The organism is Sphingomonas trueperi (assembly GCF_040545965.1).
Classification (GTDB): domain Bacteria; phylum Pseudomonadota; class Alphaproteobacteria; order Sphingomonadales; family Sphingomonadaceae; genus Sphingomonas; species Sphingomonas trueperi_C.
Genome location: NZ_JBEPMV010000004.1, coordinates 303,234 through 322,732 on the forward strand (window position 1 = coordinate 303,234; position 19,499 = coordinate 322,732).

The 19,499-nt window shown below is 68.5% G+C and carries 15 protein-coding genes; 9 read left to right on the forward strand and 6 right to left on the reverse strand.

Going from position 1 to position 19,499, the window contains the following annotated elements:
• The first annotated feature begins 75 nt into the window (after positions 1 to 75).
• Both ABIC35_RS12960 and ABIC35_RS12965 read left to right on the forward strand, forming a co-directional pair.
• Positions 76 to 840 carry a tryptophan 2,3-dioxygenase gene (locus tag ABIC35_RS12960; protein WP_121072402.1) on the forward strand — a complete coding sequence of 255 codons (765 nt, stop codon included), beginning with the start codon at positions 76 to 78 and terminating at the stop codon, positions 838 to 840.
• On the forward strand, positions 837 to 1,961 hold the full coding sequence (locus ABIC35_RS12965) for an aminotransferase class V-fold PLP-dependent enzyme (RefSeq protein ID WP_121072404.1): 1,125 nt from the start codon (positions 837 to 839) through the stop codon (positions 1,959 to 1,961). Before ABIC35_RS12960 ends, ABIC35_RS12965 begins: the two co-directional genes overlap by 4 nt.
• A 148-nt stretch (positions 1,962 to 2,109) precedes the next feature.
• Here ABIC35_RS12965 and ABIC35_RS12970 read toward each other — a convergent pair whose 3' ends face one another.
• Positions 2,110 to 2,544, reverse strand: coding sequence for a CoA-binding protein (locus ABIC35_RS12970; RefSeq protein ID WP_121072406.1), 435 nt, complete (start codon positions 2,542 to 2,544; stop codon positions 2,110 to 2,112).
• Positions 2,545 to 2,547: 3 nt separating this feature from the next.
• Positions 2,548 to 3,504 (reverse strand): Mrp/NBP35 family ATP-binding protein, encoded by a 957-nt coding sequence (locus tag ABIC35_RS12975; RefSeq protein ID WP_121078983.1) that lies wholly within the window; start codon positions 3,502 to 3,504, stop codon positions 2,548 to 2,550.
• A gap of 71 nt (positions 3,505 to 3,575) precedes the next feature.
• Between ABIC35_RS12975 and hflK the strand changes: the two genes are divergently transcribed.
• The 6 genes from hflK to ABIC35_RS13005 all read left to right on the forward strand — a co-directional run bounded on the left by hflK (position 3,576) and on the right by ABIC35_RS13005 (position 11,868).
• Positions 3,576 to 4,658, forward strand: a complete 1,083-nt coding sequence (hflK, locus tag ABIC35_RS12980; protein WP_121072408.1) for a protease modulator HflK — start codon at positions 3,576 to 3,578, stop codon at positions 4,656 to 4,658.
• Positions 4,658 to 5,506, forward strand: coding sequence for a protease modulator HflC (gene hflC, locus ABIC35_RS12985; RefSeq protein WP_121072410.1), 849 nt, complete (start codon positions 4,658 to 4,660; stop codon positions 5,504 to 5,506). The genes hflK and hflC overlap by 1 nt, the downstream gene beginning before the upstream one ends.
• Positions 5,507 to 5,602: 96 nt before the next feature.
• The gene (locus tag ABIC35_RS12990; protein WP_121072412.1) at positions 5,603 to 7,120 is read left to right on the forward strand and encodes a Do family serine endopeptidase; all 1,518 of its coding nucleotides are present in this window, start codon (positions 5,603 to 5,605) and stop codon (positions 7,118 to 7,120) included.
• 68 nt (positions 7,121 to 7,188) lie between these two features.
• The gene (locus ABIC35_RS12995) at positions 7,189 to 8,787 is read left to right on the forward strand and encodes a helicase HerA-like domain-containing protein (RefSeq protein WP_121072414.1); all 1,599 of its coding nucleotides are present in this window, start codon (positions 7,189 to 7,191) and stop codon (positions 8,785 to 8,787) included.
• A gap of 216 nt (positions 8,788 to 9,003) precedes the next feature.
• Entirely contained in the window at positions 9,004 to 9,834 is an 831-nt protein-coding gene (locus tag ABIC35_RS13000; RefSeq protein ID WP_183049264.1) for a phosphatase PAP2 family protein, read from the forward strand.
• Between the two features lie 87 nt (positions 9,835 to 9,921).
• Positions 9,922 to 11,868, forward strand: coding sequence for an OPT family oligopeptide transporter (locus ABIC35_RS13005; protein ID WP_121072418.1), 1,947 nt, complete (start codon positions 9,922 to 9,924; stop codon positions 11,866 to 11,868).
• A 51-nt stretch (positions 11,869 to 11,919) separates the two neighbouring features.
• Here ABIC35_RS13005 and ABIC35_RS13010 read toward each other — a convergent pair whose 3' ends face one another.
• Genes ABIC35_RS13010 through ABIC35_RS13020 form a run of 3 tightly spaced genes read right to left on the reverse strand, consistent with a single transcriptional unit; the run spans position 11,920 to position 16,855 of the window.
• Positions 11,920 to 13,353: a mannitol dehydrogenase family protein gene (locus ABIC35_RS13010; protein ID WP_121072420.1), complete on the reverse strand. Its 1,434-nt coding sequence runs from the start codon at positions 13,351 to 13,353 to the stop codon at positions 11,920 to 11,922.
• A 32-nt stretch (positions 13,354 to 13,385) separates the two neighbouring features.
• A complete protein-coding gene (locus ABIC35_RS13015; RefSeq protein WP_121072423.1) occupies positions 13,386 to 14,390 on the reverse strand; it encodes a retroviral-like aspartic protease family protein in 1,005 nt (334 codons plus the stop codon).
• Positions 14,391 to 14,443: 53 nt separating this feature from the next.
• Entirely contained in the window at positions 14,444 to 16,855 is a 2,412-nt protein-coding gene (locus ABIC35_RS13020) for a ligase-associated DNA damage response DEXH box helicase (RefSeq protein ID WP_354278476.1), read from the reverse strand.
• 96 nt (positions 16,856 to 16,951) lie between these two features.
• Here ABIC35_RS13020 and ABIC35_RS13025 point away from each other — a divergent pair, with 96 nt between their 5' ends.
• Complete coding sequence (locus tag ABIC35_RS13025; RefSeq protein WP_121072425.1) at positions 16,952 to 18,355, forward strand: M20/M25/M40 family metallo-hydrolase; 1,404 nt, start codon at positions 16,952 to 16,954, stop codon at positions 18,353 to 18,355.
• Positions 18,356 to 18,358: 3 nt separating this feature from the next.
• On the opposite strand, the gene recF is transcribed toward ABIC35_RS13025, so the two are convergent.
• The gene (recF, locus tag ABIC35_RS13030) at positions 18,359 to 19,426 is read right to left on the reverse strand and encodes a DNA replication/repair protein RecF (protein ID WP_121072427.1); all 1,068 of its coding nucleotides are present in this window, start codon (positions 19,424 to 19,426) and stop codon (positions 18,359 to 18,361) included.
• Between the last annotated feature and the right edge of the window lie 73 nt (positions 19,427 to 19,499).

The window sequence follows — 19,499 nt, forward strand, 5'->3', positions numbered from 1 at the left end:
AGAGCATCTGTGCACGATCAAGCCCTGGCACCCTCCCCCATTGCCGTTTCCCGCCCCGCTGCTAGCGTCGACGCCATGACCGAAGGCATGACCTATGGGCGCTATCTCGCCCTCGACCAGCTGCTCGCCGCCCAGCATCCGCTTTCGGACCGGCATGACGAGCTGCTGTTCATCATCATCCACCAGACCAAGGAGCTGTGGCTAAAGCAGATCCTCGCCGAGCTGCACCTCGCCAAGGGGCTGGTCCGCGACGGCAAGCTGATCGAGGCGTATAAGGGCCTGGCGCGGGTGAGCCGGATCCAGGCGGTGATGACGATGAGCTGGGACGTGCTCGCGACGATGACGCCCAGCGACTATACCCGCTTTCGCTCGGTGCTCGGCGGCAGCTCGGGCTTCCAGTCGGACCAGTTCCGCGCGGTCGAGACGATGCTCGGCCTGCGCGGCGGCGGGGTGCCGGGGCCGCTGACCGACGAAGCCGCCGCGCTGCCCAGCCTGTGGGACGATGCCAACGCCGCGCTCGCCGCCGCCGGCTTCGCGCTGCCCGATGCCGTGCTGCACCGCGACTGGCCGACGCCCTATCAGCCGAACGACGAGGTGCGCGCCGCCTGGGGTCAAGTCTATCGCGACACCAATCGCTACTGGGACCTGTACCAGCTCGCCGAGAAGCTGGTCGATATCGACGACGCGATGGCGACGTGGCGGCATAAGCATGTGCTCACCGTCAGCCGGGTGATCGGCGGCAAGATGGGAACCGGCGGCACGCCGGGGGTATCCTATCTCGAATCGACGCTCGCCAAGCGCGCCTTCCCCGAACTCTGGTCGCTCAGGACCGACCTGTGAGCAGCTTCAAACACCTGTTCCAGCGCGCGTTGGCCGCAGCACCCGACCGGCTGCACTTCGCCGCGCACAGCCATCATCTCTGGCCCGATGCCTCCTGGCTCGGCCAGCAGGCGGCGTGGGACGATGCCGCCCGCCTCGCCGACCGCAAATGGGGCCGGGTGATGGATGAGATCTGGCCCGCCGCGCAGGCGCATGTCGCCGCCGAGCTGCAGCTGCCCGACCCGTCGACGGTGGTGTTCGCGTCGAACACCCACGAGCTGCTGCTGCGGATCGTCTCGGCGATGGCACCGCGCCGGCCGCTGCGCATCCTCGCCACCGACGGCGAGTTCCACAGCTTCCGCCGCCAGTCGCTGCGCTGGGAAGAGGCGGGCACGGCGGTGGTCACGCGGGTACCGATGGGCGAAATTGTCGCCACCGCACAGCGCGGCGGCTTCGACCTGATCGTGGCCAGCCATGTCCAGTTCGGTACGGGCCACATCTTCGACGGGGTTGCCGATCTCGCCGCGCTGGCCCGGCCCGAGGGGCCGTGGGTGCTGATCGACGGCTATCACGGCTTCATGGGCGTAGAGACCGACCTGTCGGCGGTGGCGGACCGGGTGTTCTACGTCGCGGGCGGCTACAAATACGCGATGGCGGGCGAAGGCGTCGGCTTCCTCCACGCGCCACCGGGCTTCGGGCCGCGGCCGGAGATCACCGGCTGGTATGCCGAGTTCGAGGACCTCGCGCTGCCGCCGGGCCAGATCGGCTATGCGCCCGACGCCCGACGCTTCCTCGGCGCGACGTTCGATCCGTCGGGGCTCTACCGCTTCGTCGCGGTGCGCGAGATGCTGGCGCGCGAGGGACTGACGACGGCGGCGATCAACGCCCATGTCGCGCCGCTGCGGGCGCAGTTGCTGGCGGACTTTCCGCTCGACGCCGAGCGGATCAACCCCGCCGCGCCGGATGCATCCCAGGCCCGCTTCGTCGCCTTGCGCAGCCCGAACGCGGCGGACTGGCAGAAGGCGCTGCTGGAGGACGAGATCGTCACCGATGTCCGCGGCGACGTGCTGCGGATCGGGCTGGGCCTCTATCAGGATGCCCGAGACGTGGCGCGGCTGCGCGAGGCGCTCGCCGCGCTTTAGTCGGCCTGACGGCAACACCCAACCCGCCGTCATCCCGGCGAAAGCCGGGATTCATTGGGGTCTCCGTTCCGGCTCTTGCTGCTAGCGAGAGGCGACTGGATCCCGGCTTTCGCCGGGATGACGGAAAGGATGGGTTCGTGTTTGCGGTTCAGGCGGCGGCGACGGGCGCCAGGCCGAGGCGGCGGATCTCGATCGCGGGGCAGCGGTCCATCACCACCTTGAGCCCGGCTGCCTCGGCGCGCGCCGCGGCGTCATGGTCGATCACGTCGAGCTGCATCCATATCGACTTGGCACCGGCGGCGATCGCCGCGTCCACCACCTCGCCGGCATGTTCGGACTTGCGGAAGATGTCGACCATATCGATCGGCACGCCGATCTGGCTCAATTCGCGAAAGACGAACTCGCCATGGATATGCTCGCCGGTAATCTGCGGGTTGACCGGGATCACGCGATAGCCGTGGCGCTGGAGCAGCACCATCACGCCATTGCTGGGTCTATTCGGACGATCGGACGCGCCGACCATCGCGATGGTGCGCGTTTCCTCGAGCAGGGTGCGGATGTCTTCGTCACGCGTCAGCGGCATGCATCACCTCTTTAGCCATTCATAGACCGAATCGGCGAGCGTTACAAAGGATCCGGAAGACTCCGTATCGCCGGCGGCGGGGGGCGTGCCTGCATCCGAAGCGGAGCGGATTTCCATCGCCAGCGGGATGCGGGCGAGGAACCGGATGCCGAGCGCGCCGGCCGCCTTCTCCGCGCCGCCGCTGCCGAACGGATCGGAGACGCCGCCGCAATGCGGGCAGCAATAGCCGGCCATGTTCTCGACCAGCCCGACGATCGGCACCCCGGCCTTGTTGAAAAGGTCGATGGCGCGGGTGGCGTCGATCAGCGCGAGGTCCTGCGGGGTGGAGACGATCACCGCGCCCGCCGGCTTGTGCTTCTGGATCATCGTCAGCTGCACGTCGCCGGTGCCGGGCGGCAGGTCGAGCACGAGCAGCTCGGTATCGCCCCAGTCGGCATCGACCATCTGGCCCAGCGCGCCGCCCGCCATCGGCCCGCGCCACGCGATCGCCTGCCCCTCGGCGACGAGCCCGCCCATCGACAGCATCTTGAGCTCGAACGGGGTTTCGATCGGCAGCAATACTTTGTCACGCGCCTGCGGTTTCACGCCCTCGACGCCCAGCAACTTGGGCTGGGAGGGGCCGTAGATATCGGCATCGACCAGCCCGACCTTGAGCCCGCGCCGGGCCAGCGCGATGGCGAGATTGGCCGCGACGGTCGACTTGCCCACCCCGCCCTTGCCGCTGGCGACGGCGAGGATGCGGCGGGTGCGGCGCTCGCTGGTGAGGAGAATGCGCACCGCGGCGACCCCCGGCAGCGCGGCGGCGGCGCTGCGCACCTCGGCTTCGAGCGCGTCGCGGGTCTCGGGCGCAAGGCCGGTCACGTCGAGCACGACATTGGCGCGGCCGCCTTCGAGGCGCACCGTGGCGCGGCCGGCGGAAACGGGGGCGAGGGCGGCGGAAAGGTCCTGCGGGTCAGTCATGCCGCGGCACATAGGTACACAATCGTCCGACGCCACTGTAAATCCGCGTCGCCCTGCTTATAAAGGTCGGCATGGTGAATAGTTCTGGCCGTGACGCGCTGTCCGGCACCTTCCACAACGAGCCGCCGAAAAGCCCCTGGGGCGGCGGCCCGGACAAGGATGACGGCAATGGCGGGGGCCCGCGCAACCCGTGGTCCGTCCCGCCCGAGGGCCGGCGTACCCGCGCCGGATCGCCCAGCGCGCTCGACGAGCTGTGGCGGCGGGCCCGGAGCGGCGGTGGCGGCGGCGGGCTGCCCGGCGTGCCCACCGGCGCGCGGCTCTGGCTGCTGATCCTCGCCGGCCTGCTGGCGGTGTGGGTGCTCTACACCTCGATCCACCCGATCGGGCCGCGCGAGAAGGGCGTGGTCACTTTCCTCGGCCGCTATTCGGGCACGCTCGATCCGGGCATTCAGTTCACCCTGCCCGCCCCCTTCCAGCTGGTCGACGTCGTCGATGTCGGCAACATCCGCACCGAGAATTTTCCGAACAGCGGCGAGAATCTGATGCTGACCGGCGACCAGAACATCGTCGATCTCGCCTATTCGGTCCGCTGGGACGTGCGCAGCGCCTCGGCCTATGTGTTCCAGATCGCCGATCCGCGCGAGACGGTGCGCGCCACGGCGGAAAGCGCGATGCGCGCGGTGATCGCCAACACCACGCTCAACGAGGCGATCGGCGAGGGCCGCTCGAAGATCGAGGCCGAGGCGCAGGTCGCGATGCAGAAGATCCTCGACGAATATGGCGCGGGCATCCGCATCCAGGGCGTCGCAATCCAGAAGGCCGCCGCGCCGGCGCAGGTCGACGACGACTTCAAGGCCGTCACCGCCGCGCAGCAGGAAGCCGAATCGAACCGCAACAACGCCAATGCCTATGCCCAGCGCGTGATCGCCGCATCGCAGGGCGAGGCTGCCGAGTTCGACAAGATCTACGAACAGTACAAGCTGGCCCCCGAAGTGACCAAGCGCCGGCTCTATTACGAAACCATGGAGGCCGTGCTGGCCAACACCAACAAGACGATCGTCGAGGCACCGGGCGTGAACAGCTATCTGCCGCTGCCGGCACTCCGCCGGGGCAATGCGCCCGCCGATGCGCAGGACAAGGGAGCCGCCAAGTGATGGCGTGGGCCCGCAATCCGATCGCGCTCGTCGTCGCGGTGATCGTGGTGCTGATCGTGCTGATGAGCACCGTGGCGATCGTGCCGGAGACCAAGCAGGTCGTCGTGCTGCGGCTGGAAAAGCCGTACCGCACGGTCAACGCCTACAAGGATGGTGAGGGCTTCGGCCGCACCAATGCCGGCCCGGTGTTCCGCATCCCGTTCGTCGACCGCCTTGTGTGGGTGGACAAACGGATCCTGGACGTCGACCTGCCCGACGAGCCCGTACTGTCGACCGACCAGCTGCGGCTCGAGATCGACGCCTATGCCCGCTACCGCGTCACCGATCCGCTGCGGATGGTGGTTACGGTGGGCACCGAGGACCGGCTGCGCGAGCAGCTCCAGCCGCTGCTGCGCTCGTCGCTCCGCAACGAGCTGGGCAAGCGCCGCTCGAGCACGCTGCTCAGCCCCGAGCGCGGCCAGGTGATGGATAACGTCCAGGCCTCGCTCCAGCGGCTGGCCAGCCAGTACGGCGTGCAGATCGTCGACGTGCGGATCAAGCAGACCGAGCTGCCCTCGGGCTCGCCGCTGACCAGTGCGCTGACCCGCATGGCCACCGCCCGCCGCCAGGAGGCGGAGACGATCAAGGCGCAAGGGTTGAAGGACGCGCAGATCATCCGCGCCAACGCCCAGGCGCAGGCGGCGCAGATCTATGCGGCGGCGTTCAACAAGGATCCGAAATTCTACGACTTCTACCGTGCGATGCAGTCGTACCGGACCACCTTCCTGAGCCCCGATGCGAAGGGCGAGAGCCAGATCATCCTGTCGCCGAACAACGAATATCTGCGCGAGTTCACCGGGCAACGATGAGTCTGTCCGCTCGTTCATATTCAAATCAGGTTCAGCCGCGCTGGGTAGAAGCGCGTTTTGAGACGAACACCATTCCTTTCGAGAGGAAATGACCCCGTGCGTTACGCCTACGCCTTGACTACTGCGATCCTGCTGGGTGGCGCCGCCACCGCGCTTTCGCTCAACCAGCCGGCCGGCGCGCAGACCGCGCAGAATGAGCCGGGCACCATCCAGGCGATGGCCCCCAAGGCCGGCGCGCCGATGAGCTTCGCCGATCTCGTTGCCCGCCTCCAGCCCGCCGTCGTCAACATCTCGACCACGCAGCGCGTGAAGGTGAACGCCAATCCGTTCGCCGGCACGCCGTTCGAGATGTTCGGCCAGGGCCAGGGCCAGCCGGTGACCCGTGAGGCGCAGTCGCTGGGTTCGGGCTTCGTGATCTCGGCCGACGGCTATGTCGTCACCAACAACCACGTCATCTCGGCCGGCGCGCAGGGCGCGGTGGTCGAGTCGATCACCGTCACGCTGGCCGACGGCCGCGACTTCAAGGCCAAGCTGATCGGCCATGACGCGCAGTCGGATCTCGCGGTGCTCAAGATCGACGGGACCGCGCTGCCCTTCGTCAAGTTCGGCGATTCGGCGCGCGCTCGCGTCGGCGACTGGATCCTGGCGATCGGCAATCCGTTCGGCCTGGGCGGCACCGTCACCGCCGGCATCATCTCGGCGACGCACCGCGTCACCGGCACCGGCGCCTATGACCGCTTCATCCAGACCGATGCCTCGATCAATCGCGGCAATTCGGGCGGCCCGATGTTCGACCTGAACGGCAACGTGATCGGCATCAACTCGCAGATCCTCTCGCCCACCGGCGGCAATGTCGGCATCGGCTTCGCGATCCCGGCGGAGGAAGCCAAGCCGATCATCGACAAGCTGATGAAGGGCCAGACGATCACGCGCGGCTATCTCGGGATCGCGATGCAGGACCTGACCAAGGACCTGGCGGCCGGCTTCGGCCTGCCCTCGGACCGCGGCACGCTGGTCGCGCGCGTCGAGCCCGGCCAGCCGGCCGAGAAGGCGGGGATCAAGCAGGGCGACGTGATCGTCAAGGTCAACGGCAAGGACGTGACCCCCGATCAGACGCTGTCCTACATCGTCAGCAACGTCACGCCGGGCACCCGCATCCCCGTGGAACTGCTCCGCGACGGCAAGCGCCAGACCGTCAACGTGACGGTCGGCACGCGCCCGCCGGAAGAGCAGCTCGCCCAGTTCGACCCGAACGACCAGGACGGCGCGCAGGGCGATGACGGCGACGACGGCAGCAGCGCCGCCACCGCCCCCACGGCGCTGCTCGGCATCGGCGTGACGCCGCTGACCCCGCAGATCGCGCGTTCGATCGGCGTCGACCCCTCGATCGGCGGCGTGGTGATCCTCGGCGTCAACCCGAGCAGCGACGCGGCCGGCAAGGGCCTGCAGCGCGGCGACGTGATCGTCTCGATCAACCAGCAGCCGGTCCGCACCCCCGCCGACCTGACCAAGGCCGCCGCCGCCGCCAAGGCAGCGGGCCGCAAGCAGGTCGTGCTCTACGTCCAGCGCAAGAACATCGGCAACTACATCCCGGTCGGTCTCGCCGGGAACTGATCCGCCGCAAAACGGCTGACCAAGGCCCGTTTCTTCCCTATGCCTGCTCCCCCATAAAGGAGCAGGAAATGGCGGAAGAGACGGGCCTTTTCGTTGGTGCAGCCGGGGACGCGCGGATCGAGCTGAACCTGCGCCGGGCCAATCGCCACGGGCTGATCGCGGGCGCGACCGGCACCGGCAAGACGGTGACGCTGCAGGGGCTGGCCGAGGGGTTCTCCGCCGCCGGGGTGCCGGTGTTCGTCGCCGACGTGAAGGGCGATCTGGGCGGGCTCGGCATGGCCGGATCGCCGCTCGCCAAGCCGCATGCCGCCTTCGCCGCGCGCGCGCAGGCGATCGGCGATAGCGACTGGAAGTACCAGGCGATGCCGGTGCAGCTGTGGGACCTGTTCGGCGAGCAGGGCCATCCCATCCGTGCCGCCGTCTCCGAAATGGGGCCGCTGCTGCTCGCCCGGCTGATGGACCTCAACGAAGTGCAGGAAGGCGTGCTGACCATCGCCTTCCATGTCGCCGATGCCGACGGCCTGCTGCTGCTCGACCTTGACGATTTGCAGGCGATGCTCGCCCATTGCGCCGAGCGGGCCGACGAACTCTCGACCACCTACGGCAATGTCTCGAAGCAGAGCGTCGGCGCGATCCAGCGCCAGCTGCTCCAGCTGCGCTCCCAGGGCGGCAGCCATTTCTTCGGCGAGCCGGCGCTGAGCATGCAGGATTTCCTGGCGCACGACGATGGCGGTCGCGGCGTGATCAACATCCTCGCCGCCGACAAGCTGATGGCGAGCCCGCGGCTTTATGCCAGCTTCCTGCTCTGGCTGCTCTCCGAGCTGTTTGAGACGCTTCCCGAGATCGGCGATCCCGACAAGCCGGTGCTCGTCTTCTTCTTCGACGAGGCCCACCTGCTGTTCGACGATGCGCCCAAGGCGCTGCTCGAGAAGATCGAGCAGGTCGTGCGGCTGATCCGGTCGAAGGGCGTCGGCGTCTATTTCGTCACGCAGAACCCGATCGACATCCCCGAGGACGTCGCCGCGCAGCTCGGCAACCGCGTCCAGCACGCGCTGCGCGCCTTCACCCCGCGCGACCAGAAGGCCATCCGCGCCGCCGCCGAGACCTTCCGGGCGAGCCCCGGCCTCGACGTGGCGACCGCGATCACCGAGCTGGCGGTTGGCGAGGCGCTGGTCTCGCTGCTCCAGGCCGATGGATCGCCCGCGCCGGTGACGCGCACGCTGATCCGACCACCGGCCTCGCGGGTAGGGCCGCTGGCGGCGGACGAGCGCAAGATTCTGGTGGAAACCGACGCGGTCGGCGCCAAGTACGACACCGCCATCGACCGCGAATCCGCCGAGGAATTGCTCGGCGCCAAGCGCGCCGAGGCCAGCGCCGCCGCCGCCGAAGCTCAGGCGCGGGACGCTGCGGAAAAGGCCGCCGCGGCGCAGGCCAAGGAAGACGCGCGTCGCGCCAAGGAAGAGGAACGCGCCCGCATCGCAGCCGAGCGCGAGGCGGCAAACAACCCGCTCAACCGCGCGATCCGCTCCGCCACCCGCTCGGCCTCGTCGGCAGCGGGGCGCGCGGTGGCCAACGAAGTCAGCAAGGCGGTGTTCGGCAGCAAGGGCGGTGGCGGCGTGCTGGGGCAGGTGGTGCGCGGCGTGCTGGGCGGGCTGTTCCGCGGCTGATCGCCGCGCGTCGACACAATAGGCGGGGCCTAGCTTGCAGCTTTAGCATCATGAAATAGCTGCAGGAAATTCACTGGCTTTGACGCGGCGTTAAGCTCCTGTTGCCAGCCTGGGCTGGGGCAAGGGGGGATCGTCGTGATGCGCAGGATATTGTGGCGAAGCGTCGCCATATCCTTTTTGTGCTGCGTTCTAGCCGTCGAAGCGACTGGGCTTTCGGTGACGGAGGGCTCGATCGATCGCGTCGTTCTGGCGTGCCTGCTGCTCATTGCCGGGCTGCTGGCAGACCCTGGGCTATGCCCCCGCATCGCTTGGCTGGTCGAGGCACTGGCCGCGATGGCCTTGCTTCTCGTGATTGGCATGGTGGGCGCCGTTTCCAGCTATCTTGTGCTCTGGCATGCCGGCCCGCTCACCGACCCCCTGCTGGATAGCGCGGATCATTTGCTAGGCTTCGACTGGCTGTATATCCGCAACACGACCACCGCCGGCCCTTGGCTGCTGCTTGTGCTCGAGCGCGCCTACTACGCATGCTTCTGGCTTCCCTCCGCCATCATCCTCTTGCTCTGCGCGTCCGGTCGCACCGCGCGAATGCATCGCCTCCTCGCCGCGTTCGGCGTGGCAATTCTGCTTGGCCTGCCAGTCTTCTTCCTCATGCCGGCCGCGGCTGCTTTCGACTTCTACGGCTACGCACCGGTGCCGGCCAATGCGCGGCATTACGGCATGGTGATCAGCGCCCTGCAGGCGCACGAGATGCACGCTATCGATCTCACAGACCTCGGTGGGATCATCAGCTTTCCGAGCTTTCACGCCAGCATGGCCGTGCTCTTCGCATGGGCGCTTTGGCCGTTCCGCCTGCTGCGCATCGTGTCGCTGCCGCTGAACCTCCTGATGTGGTTCGCCGCGATTCCCATTGGCGGCCATTATGTGGTGGATGTGCTCGGCGGGACCCTCGTCGCCGTCGCCGCACTTCGGCTTACCGACCGCTCCCCGCACATATTCCGGGTTCGGCCCGGCCTGTTCGCGGCGGTTCGCCTCCACGCCCCATCGTAAACGGCCTGTCCAAACCGGACACGGGGTGGCACGATGGGTTTTTGCTGGCTCGGCATAGCCGGGCTGCCACTCTGGAGCCCCTAGCGCATGGCAACTGCCCCCGCCCGCGCGCCGCTTGAACTCACGCTGCGCGGCGTGCTGCTCGGCGGCGCGATCACGCTGCTGTTCACTGCCGCCAATGTCTATCTCGGCCTGAAGATCGGCCTGACCTTCGCCACCTCGATCCCCGCCGCGGTGATCTCGATGGCGATCCTGCGCTTCTTCCCCGGCTCGACGATCCTCGAGAACAACATCGTCCAGACCGTCGCCAGCGCGGCGGGGACGCTGGCCGCGATCATCTTCGTGCTGCCGGGCCTGGTGATGATCGGCTGGTGGAACGGCTTCCCCTATGTCGAGACCGCCGCGATCACGATGTTCGGCGGCATCCTCGGCGTGATGTTCTCGGTGCCGCTTCGGCGCGCGCTGGTGGTCGATTCCCCCGACCTCCCCTACCCCGAGGGCCGCGCCGCCGCCGAAGTGCTGCAGGTCGGCGCCGGCAGCCGCGAGGGCGCCGAGGAGAGCGCGCGCGGGCTGAAGGTGATCGTGGTCAACGCGGTGGCCGCGGCGGGCTTCGCGCTGGTCACAAGGATGAAGCTGGCAGCCGAGGAAGGCGCGGTGTTCTTCAAGGCGGGCGCGGGCTCGACCGGTATCATCGGCGGGCTCCAGTTCGCGCTGATCGGCGCAGGGCACCTGATCGGCCTCACGGTCGGCATCGCCATCCTGGTCGGCGTCGCGATCGGCTGGTGGATCGCGCTGCCGATCCTGAGCGCCGGCATGCCCGGCACGGCCGAGGCGGTGGCGAACACCGCGTTCCGCAGCGACGTGCGCTTCCTCGGCGCAGGCACGATCGGCATGGCGGCGATCTGGACGCTGCTCAAGATCATCGGCCCGGTAATCGGCGGCATCCGCTCCTCGCTCGCCGCCTCGGCCGCCGCGCGGAGCGGCGCAGACGTGCCGATCGGCGAGCGCGACCTGCCGATCGGCATCGTCGCAGTGGTGACGCTGGGCATGCTGCTGCCGATCGGCTGGCTGTTGTGGAGCGTGCTCGCGGCCGGGCCGCTTTCCGCCTCGGCGGGGCTGCTGGTGGCGGGATCGCTGGTGTTCGTGCTGGTCGTCGGGCTCGTGATCGCCTCGGTGTGCGGCTATATGGCGGGCCTGATCGGCGCGTCGAACAGCCCGGTCTCGGGGATCGGCATCCTCTCAGTGGTCGCCGCCGCGCTGATGCTCGTTGGGCTGTACGGCCGCAATCTCGATCCCGGCACGACCCAGGCGCTGATCGCCTATGCGCTGATCGTCACCGGCATCGTGTTCGGCGTGGCGACCATCTCCAACGACAATCTCCAAGACCTCAAGACCGGCCAGCTGGTCGGCGCGACGCCGTGGAAGCAGCAGGTGGCGCTGATCTTCGGCGTGATCTTCGGCAGCCTCGTCATCCCGCCGGTGCTGAGCGTTCTCAACGCCTCGTTCGGCTTTGCCGGCGTGGCAGGTGCCAGCGCCGACGCGCTGCCCGCCCCGCAGGCGGCGCTGATCTCGTCGCTCGCCAAGGGCGTGCTGGGCGGCGATCTGCGCTGGGACCTGATCGGCGTGGGTGCGCTGATCGGCGCCGGCGTGATCCTGGTCGACGAGGTGCTGGCGCGCACCACCAAGCTGCGACTGCCACCACTGGCGGTGGGCCTCGGCATCTATCTGCCGATGGGCGTGACGCTGACCGTGGTGATCGGCGCGGTGATCGGCTGGTTCTACGACCGCGCCGCCGAACGGGCCCGGGACCCCGAGTTTGTCAAGCGGATGGGCGTGCTGATGGCGACCGGCATGATCGTCGGCGACAGCCTGTTCGGGGTGCTCTACGCAGGCATCGTGTACGAGACGGGCAGCGAGTCTCCGTTGGCGCTGGTCGGGCCCGGGTTCGCGGGCGTGGCGCTGGCGGGCGGCACGGCGCTGTTCCTGGCGATTACCGCCGGGCTGTATCTCTACACGAGGCGGCAGGCGCGCTAGCCATCTCTTCCCCCCTCCCGCTTGCGGGAGGGGGATTTAGAAGAAGGGGGATCAGCTCGCGAGCAGTTCGCCCAGCTTACCAGCCTGGATCGCCGCATACGCAGCGGCGAGCGCCTCGCGATACCGCGCATCCTCGGCCACGCGCGCCGGAAAGACCTGCCGCAGCGCCAGCACCGCCTCTACCGGCGCCGCATCGGTTGCGGCCGCGGCGAGCACCTCCGCCAGTGGATCGGTGATCGTCTCGCCTGCCTTGGCCTTGTTGCCCAGGAAAGCGATCCAAGCGGCGACCGGCACTACGAGCCGCTCGACCGGACGCCCGGCGTCCAGCGCCGCCGCCGTCGTGTCGAGCAACCGGTACGGCAGCTTCTGCGAGCCATCCCAGGCGATCTGCGCCAGCAGATGCCGGATCGCCGGGTTTCGGAAGCGATCGAGCACCGCATCGACATAGCCGGGCACGTCCAGCCCATCGACCGGCCCCAGCGATGCCGCGATGTCCTGATGCGCCAGCCGCGTGACGAAGCCGCCGAGCGCCGCGTCCGACATCGCCTCGAACACCGTCTCGTGCCCGAGGAGCAGGCCGATATAGGCCAGGCTCGAATGGCTGCCGTTGAGGATGCGCAGCTTGGCCTGTTCATAGCCGCGCACGTCGCTGGTCAGCGTCACGCCTGCGGCGGCGAGGTCCGGCCCGTCGGCCATGTCGAAGCGCTGCAGCACCCATTGGGTAAAGGATTCGCGCTGCACCGCCGCCTTGTCCTCGACGCCGAGATCGCCCGCCACCGTGGCGAGGAAGGCCGCGTCGCTGGCCGGGGTGATCGAGTCGACCATCGAATCCGGAAACGCCACCTCCGCCGCGATCCAGTCGGCGAGGTCTGCATCCCATGCGCGCGCCAGCGCCACGCAGGCGGCGCGGAGCTTGCCGCCATTGCCGGTCATGTTGTCGCAGCAGAGCATCGCGAAGGGCGCCACGCCCGCCGCACGGCGATCGGCGAGGCCGGTGACGATCCAGCCGATCACGCTGGCCGGCTCTTCCGGACGCGCGCGATCATGGACGATGTCGGGGTGGTTCATGTCGAGCGTGCCGTCGCCGCCCAGACAATAGCCCTTTTCGGTCACCGTGCTGGTCGCGATCCGCACCTCGGGGCTGGCGAGCAGCGCGCGCAGGCGGGCGCCTTCGCCCGGGCCGATCGCATCCGAATGCGCGGCGATGATGCGGGTCGAGGGCTCGCGGTCGATCACCGCCAGCGTGTAGAGTCCGTCTTGCGCCTTGAGCGCGTCCGTCGTCGTGCCGCTCCGTAGCGACACCGCGGCGATGCCCCAGCGCGGATCGCTGTCGAGCACCTTATCGATGAACGCCGCCTGGTGGGCGCGGTGGAAGGCGCCGGGACCGAAATGGACGATCCCGGTGCGGATCGCGGCCAGGTCGTGGCCGGGGCGGAGGATGCCGGCAGGAAGCCCGGCGAGCGTCGCGCGCGAAAGCGTGGTCATATGGTCAGGCCAATCAGACCCGGCCGGTAAAGTCAATCGCGCGCCGGATTCCGCAGGCCCGGCGGCAGCAGCGGCGCCTCGAAATTGGCGCGCTTGTCGCGCATGCCCCGGGGCAGGAAGAAGCGCACCTGCCGGTTGGGAAAATCGATCTCGACCCGACGGAAACTGCGCATCGCATCCATGCCGAGCATGATTGCCGGCCGCTTGGTAAGCCCGAACCGCTTGAACGGCTCGGCCTCGGCAAAGGCGACCGGCAGCGCATCGAACGCGACGTTGCTCACCCGCATGTCGGGCACATGGCCATATTGCGCCAGCGTCTTGCCGCCATCGACGCTGGTCAGCTCGATCGTCTGCAGCACGCCGAGGCTCTTGCCGACCTTCCGGCGGAGTGCCTCGTTGCCCATTGTCACCTGCGAGCCGGTATCGAGCACCACCTGCACCCGGGCGTTGCCATAATAGGCATCGGTGACGATCAGCTGGCCGAACTGGTCCTTGGCGGAGACGATGATCTCGTCCGGATCATGCTTCTCGTTCCGCTTGCGCTTGACGCTGGGGCGCACCGCCATGGTCGCGGTGTCGAAGTCGATCGTCACCTCATGATCGCGCAACGTGTCGATGCCGAGCAGCCCCGCCGCACCGATATTGGCGGCATCGAACGCAGGCGCGACGATATGGTGCGCGGTGCCGATCGATTCGATCTTGAGATCGGGCACGATGACCGTGGTGGCTAGGCTGCGGCCGGTCATTGAGGTAACGTGTACCGAAGCCCCCGCCGTGAGTCCCAGCCGCGCCGCCAGCTCGTGCGACACCACCGTGCGCTCGGCACCGGTATCGATGATGAAGTTGTAGGGCCCCTGCTGGGTGATCGCGACCGGCACGGTGAGGCGCGCATTGGTCTCGCCGAGCGCGAGCTGGATCGCGTCGGGCTGGCCGGCGGCGGGGGCGGTCTCCGGGTCCGTCCGGACGGCGACAGGCCCGCTTGCCAGCAAGCCGAGCGGCAGGGCCCAAAGGACCAGCGAGGACGAGACTCCGAACATATAGGGAAAATACGCCTGTTCATGTTGCGCAGCAATCCCGCAAAAGAACGGGGTCAGTCGAGCCGCATCGCCTCGGCAGCAATGGCTTCCGCCTCTTCGAGCAGCGCATCTTCGGTGGTGCCCTGCGCCACCGACTCGCGACCGATCATGATCAGCACCGGGACTGCCATCGGGCTGACCCGCTCCAGATCGACATGGAGCATCCGCGCGCCCGCTTCGTCGAGCAGCCGGGCCAGACGGCCGACATCGGTCATCTTGGCGCGCGCATCTTCCCAGGCGGCGCGGAGCAGCAGGTGATCGGGCTCGTACTTGCGCAGCACGTCGTAGATCAGGTCAGTGGAGAAGGTGACCTGCCGCCCGGTCTTCTTCTTGCCGGGATGCTGGCGCTCGACTAGCCCGCCGATGATCGCCACTTCGCGGAAGGCGCGCTTGAGCAAGGCGGAGCCCTGCACCCAGTCGACGAACTCGTGCTCCAGGATGTCGGGCGAGAAGAGCGGACGCGGATCGAGAATCTTCTCCAGCCCGTACACCGCTAGCGCATAGTCGTTGGCGACGAAGCCCAGCGGCTTGAGCCCCATCGCCTCCATCCGCCGCGTGACCAGCATGCCGAGCGACTGGTGCGCGTTCCAGCCCTCGAAGCTGTAGATGACGAGGTGGTGCCGGCCTTCGTGTGGGAAGGTCTCGACCAGCAGCTGGCCCGGCGCCGGGAGCGTCGAACGACGGTCCTGCGTCTCCAGCCATTCGCGAACATCGCTGGGGAAGCGCGCCCATTGGCTGCGATCGAACAGGAAGGTGCGCACCCGGTCGGCGAGGTTGGCGGTGATCGCCAGCCGCGCGCCCATATAGCTCGGCACCCGCGCCTGCTTGGCGGTGGCGCGGACGATCAGATCGGTCGCCTCCACCCGCTCCACTTCCAGCGCGAGGCCGCCGAAGAAGAAGGTGTCGCCGGGGGAGAGCGAGGCCGCGAACCCCTCCTCCACCTTGCCCAGCCGCTTGCCGTTCTTGAACCGCACCTCCAGCATCGGCGATTCGACGATGATGCCGGCGTTCAGCCGATGCTGCGCAATAAAATTGGGCTGGGTGACCCGCCAGACCCCATCCTTGCCCTGGGTCAGCCGCTTGAACTTGTCATAGGCTCGCAAGGAGTAGCCGCCATCGGCGATGAAATTCAGGACGCGATCGAAGACCTCCTCGGTCAGCGCCGAATAGGGCAATGCTGCACGCACTTCCCGCAGCATGTCGGCCGCCTGGAAGGGTGCCGCGCAGGCACAGCCCATGACATGCTGGGCGAGCACGTCGAGCGCGCCGGGGCGGAAGATGTCGGGATCCAGCTCGCCCGCCTCGACCGCATCGAGTGCCGCGCGCGCCTCCAGATATTCGAAGCGGTTGCCGGGGATCAGCACCGCCTCGCTCGCCTCGTCGAGCCGGTGATTGGCGCGGCCGATCCGCTGGAGCAGCCGCGACGAACCCTTGGGCGCGCCCATCTGGATCACGCAGTCGACATCGCCCCAGTCCACCCCGAGATCGAGGCTGGCAGTGGCGACCAGCGCGCGCAGCCGCCCGTCGGCCATCGCCTGCTCGGCCTTTTGCCGCGCCTCCAGGCTGAGGCTGCCATGATGCACGCCGATCGGCAGCTTGAGCTCGTTGACCTTCCACAGCTGCTGGAAAACGAGTTCGGCCAAGCCCCGCGTGTTGCAGAAGACGATCGTCGTCTTGTGCGTCTCGATCTCCGCCATCACCTGCGGGATGGCATAGATGCCCGAATGCCCAGCCCAGGGCACGCGGCCCTCGGGCAGCAGGATCGCGATGTCAGGATCGGCGCCCTTCTCGCCCTGCACCAGCGTCACCGCATCGATGTCGCCATAGGGCGCGAGCCAGGCGCGATAGCCGTCGGGATCGGCGACGGTGGCGGAGAGCCCGACCCGGCGGAAGCCCGGCGCCAGCCGCTCCAGCCGGGCGAGCGCCAGCGCCAGCAGGTCGCCGCGCTTGCCGGTGGCGAAGGCGTGGATCTCGTCGATCACCACCGTCTTCAGCCCGGCGAACATCGTCAGGCTGTCCTCATAGGAGAGCAGCAGGCTGAGCGACTCCGGGGTGGTCATCAGCACCTGGGGCGGGCGGGCGCGCTGGCGGACCTTCTTCTCGTGCGGCGTGTCGCCGGTGCGCGTCTCGACGCGAATCGGCAGGCCCATCTGTTCGATGGGTGTCAGCAGGTTGCGCTGCACGTCCACCGCCAGCGCCTTGAGCGGCGAGATGTAGAGCGTGTGCAGCCCCTCGGCCGGCGCCTCGATCAGCTCGGCCAGCGTCGGCAGGAAGCCCGACAGCGTCTTGCCGGCCCCCGTGGGCGCGACAAGCAGCGCATGCCGCCCCGCCCGCGCGGCCGTGAGCATGTCCCACTGGTGCCCCCGCGGCGCCCATCCGCGCGCGGTGAACCAGTCGGCCAGAAGTGCGGGGAGATCGGCGGGCACGGATCCTATGTAGGGAGCGTGGAAGCGTCTGTGGAGGCGCTTCCCTTCTCCCCGTTCCCATGCTCCACTGCGCGCAGGGAAAATGGGGAAAACCGGATGAAGATGCTTCTCGCCACCGCCGCGCTCGCAGCCGCGATCGCTGCACCCGCCGCTGCGCAGACGCGGCCCGATCAGGCCAAGTTCTTCGAACTCTACAAGGAACTGGTCGAGACTAACACCGTGGTAAATGTCGGCAGTTGCACCCAGGCGGCCGAGCAGATCGCCGCGCGGCTGAAGGCGGCCGGGTTCAAGGACGATCAGCTCACGCTGTTCTCGACGCCCGAGCATCCGAAGGACGGCGGGCTGGTCGCGGTCTATCCGGGCACGTCGAAGAAGGGGAAGCCGCTCCTGCTGCTCGCGCATATCGACGTGGTCGCGGCCAAGCGCGAGGACTGGACGCGCGATCCGTTCAAGCTGGTCGAGGAGAATGGCTATTATTACGCCCGCGGCACCGCCGACGACAAGGCGATGGCGGCCGCTTGGGCGGACACGCTGATCCGCTTCCAGCAGGCGGGGTACAGACCTAAGCGCACCGTGAAGCTGGCGCTCACCTGCGGCGAGGAGACGACCTGGGCGTTCAACGGCGCCGAATGGTTGGCCAAGAACAAGCGCGACCTGATCGACGCCGAATTCGCGCTCAACGAAGGCGGCGGCGGCAAGTCGGACGGGCATGGGAAGGTGCTCGTCCAGAGCATGCAGGTCGGCGAGAAGGCGGTGCAGAATTTCCGGCTGGAGACGAGCAATCCTGGTGGCCACAGCTCGATCCCGGTGCCGGACAATGCGATCTACGAGCTGGCCGATGCGCTGGTGAAGATCCGCGCCTATGACTTCCCGCTGGAACTTTCCGACACCACCCGCGCCTATTTCGCCAAGGCGGGGGCCGCGCGCAGCGATGCGATGGGCAAGGCGATGGTGGCGATCGCCGCCAACCCGGCCGACAAGGGCGCCGAGACTCTGCTCAACACCGATCGCATCTACCATTCGATGCTGCGGACCACCTGCGTCGCGACCTTGCTGGAGGGCGGCCACGCCAACAATGCCCTGCCGCAGCGGGCCGCGGCGAACATCAACTGCCGGATCTTCCCCGGCCACAGCGGCGAGGAAATCCAGAAGTCGCTGGCAACGGCGATCGGCGACGCCAAGGTGACGATCACCATGGTCCCGCCGGTGCGGCCGATCGCCAAGCCGCCAGCGCTCGATCCCAAGGTGGTGGGGCCGGCCGAGAAACTGGTCGCCAAATATTTCCCCGACGTGCCCCTGGTGCCGACCATGTCGACGGGCGCGACCGACGGCATCTTCCTCGCCGCCGTGGGCATCCCCACCTATGGCGTGCCGGGCGCCTGGGGCGATCCCGACGGGAACGGCGTCCACGGCCTCAACGAGCGGGTGGAGATCCGCTCGCTCTATACCGGTCGCGACTATCTGTTCGATCTGGTGAAAGCGTACACCGAGCAGGAATGAGGCTCAGGCGGGCTCGATCCTGCCATCGGCTACCCGGTAGCGGGTAGCGGTGGCGGGAACGGCTTCGAACAGCGCGGGCTCGGTGCCCGTCATCCACACCTGCCCGCGCCCGGCCAGCCGCTCGAACAACGCGGCGCGGCGGCCGGGATCGAGATGCGCGGCAACTTCGTCGAGCAGCAGGATCGGTGGGGTGCCGACCCGGTCCGCCACCAGTTCGGCATGGGCCAGCACGATGCCGAGCAGCAGCGCCTTCTGCTCGCCGGTCGAGCAGAGATGCGCGGGCTGGGCCTTGTCGAGATGCGTGACTTGCAGATCGGCGCGGTGCGGGCCGGTGAGGGTACGCCCGGCCGCGGCATCGCGGCGGCGGCCGTCGCGCAGCGCTGCGGCGAGCGCGGGCGCGTCGCCCCGCCAGCCCTCCAGCGTGAGGCCCGCTCGCGCGAAGGGGCCCGCAGGCTGGTCGGCAAGGCGGGCGCCCAGCGCGGCCACGGCATCGCGGCGAGCGGCATCGATCGCCGCGCCATGCTCGGCCATCCGTGCCTCCAGCGCATCGAGCCAGGCCGGATCGGGCGGCAGTTCGTCGGCGAGCAGCCGGTTGCGCTCGCGCATTGCGGCTTCGTAGCGGGTCGCCTCGTGGGCGTGGCGAGGGTTGAGTGCGAGGGTCAGCCGGTCGAGGAAACGGCGGCGGTCGCCCGGCGCTTCGAGGAACAGCCGGTCCATCGCGGGGGTGAGCCACAGCACCACCAGCCACTGCGCCAGGCTGGTCGCCGCGGCGGTCGCCCCGTTGACCCGGACGATCCGCCGCTCGGGCGCATCGGCGCGGGTGCCGGTGCCGATCTCGGCTTCGTCGAGTGTCGCGGCGATGCCGAAGCCCCCCGCCCCGCCCTGCCGCGCCATCTCGCTGAGCGGCGCCCCGCGCAGGCCGCGGCCGGGCGCGAGCAGCGATACGGCTTCCAGGATATTGGTCTTGCCCGCGCCATTCTCGCCGCTCAGCACGACGAAGTCCGCCCCCGGGGTCAGCAGGGCATCTTCGTGGTTGCGGAAGTCGGTGAGCAGGAGACGCTTGACGGCCATGAAAGGGGCTGTAGCGCAGCACCTTGCCCACGAACACCGCTTGGCCGATAGATCAGGGCGAAGGGATAGAAAC

Bases quoted from the DNA above. Each gene is read 5' to 3' on its own strand.
- ABIC35_RS12960 (WP_121072402.1), top strand. From the start codon at position 76: ATGACCGAAGGCATGACCTATGGGCGCTATCTCGCCCTCGACCAGCTG.
- ABIC35_RS12970 (WP_121072406.1), bottom strand. From the start codon at position 2,544: ATGCCGCTGACGCGTGACGAAGACATCCGCACCCTGCTCGAGGAAACG.
- ABIC35_RS12975 (WP_121078983.1), bottom strand. From the start codon at position 3,504: ATGACTGACCCGCAGGACCTTTCCGCCGCCCTCGCCCCCGTTTCCGCC.
- hflK (WP_121072408.1), top strand. From the start codon at position 3,576: ATGGTGAATAGTTCTGGCCGTGACGCGCTGTCCGGCACCTTCCACAAC.
- hflC (WP_121072410.1), top strand. From the start codon at position 4,658: ATGGCGTGGGCCCGCAATCCGATCGCGCTCGTCGTCGCGGTGATCGTG.
- ABIC35_RS12995 (WP_121072414.1), top strand. From the start codon at position 7,189: ATGGCGGAAGAGACGGGCCTTTTCGTTGGTGCAGCCGGGGACGCGCGG.
- ABIC35_RS13005 (WP_121072418.1), top strand. From the start codon at position 9,922: ATGGCAACTGCCCCCGCCCGCGCGCCGCTTGAACTCACGCTGCGCGGC.
- ABIC35_RS13010 (WP_121072420.1), bottom strand. From the start codon at position 13,353: ATGACCACGCTTTCGCGCGCGACGCTCGCCGGGCTTCCTGCCGGCATC.
- ABIC35_RS13015 (WP_121072423.1), bottom strand. From the start codon at position 14,390: ATGTTCGGAGTCTCGTCCTCGCTGGTCCTTTGGGCCCTGCCGCTCGGC.
- ABIC35_RS13025 (WP_121072425.1), top strand. From the start codon at position 16,952: ATGAAGATGCTTCTCGCCACCGCCGCGCTCGCAGCCGCGATCGCTGCA.
- recF (WP_121072427.1), bottom strand. From the start codon at position 19,426: ATGGCCGTCAAGCGTCTCCTGCTCACCGACTTCCGCAACCACGAAGAT.